This window comes from Prevotella sp. HMSC077E09, assembly GCF_001814685.1.
In the GTDB taxonomy this organism is placed as follows: domain Bacteria; phylum Bacteroidota; class Bacteroidia; order Bacteroidales; family Bacteroidaceae; genus Prevotella; species Prevotella oris.
Genome location: NZ_KV817483.1, coordinates 1 through 343 on the forward strand (window position 1 = coordinate 1; position 343 = coordinate 343).

Consider the following 343-nt stretch of genomic DNA (forward strand, 5'->3'; position numbering starts at 1 on the left):
TGTGCAAACACGATCTAATCCTTAAATCCGGTCCCAGTTCGGACTGGGGTCTGCAACCCGACCCCACGAAGCTGGATTCGCTAGTAATCGCGCATCAGCCATGGCGCGGTGAATACGTTCCCGGGCCTTGTACACACCGCCCGTCAAGCCATGAAAGCCGGGGGTGCCTGAAGTCTGTGACCGCAAGGAACGGCCTAGGGCAAAACCGGTGATTGGGGCTAAGTCGTAACAAGGTAGCCGTACCGGAAGGTGCGGCTGGAACACCTCCTTTCTGGAGACGGATTTCCTGCTGGTTGACGAGTTGACAGTATACATGTTGACGAGTGAAAAAGTTAACGGGTTT

At 55.1% G+C, this 343-nt stretch carries 1 rRNA gene; it reads left to right on the top strand.

Going from position 1 to position 343, the window contains the following annotated elements:
• Window positions 1–271, top strand: a 16S ribosomal RNA gene (locus HMPREF2983_RS00185); the annotation flags it as partial.
• Window positions 272–343 lie beyond the last annotated feature (72 nt).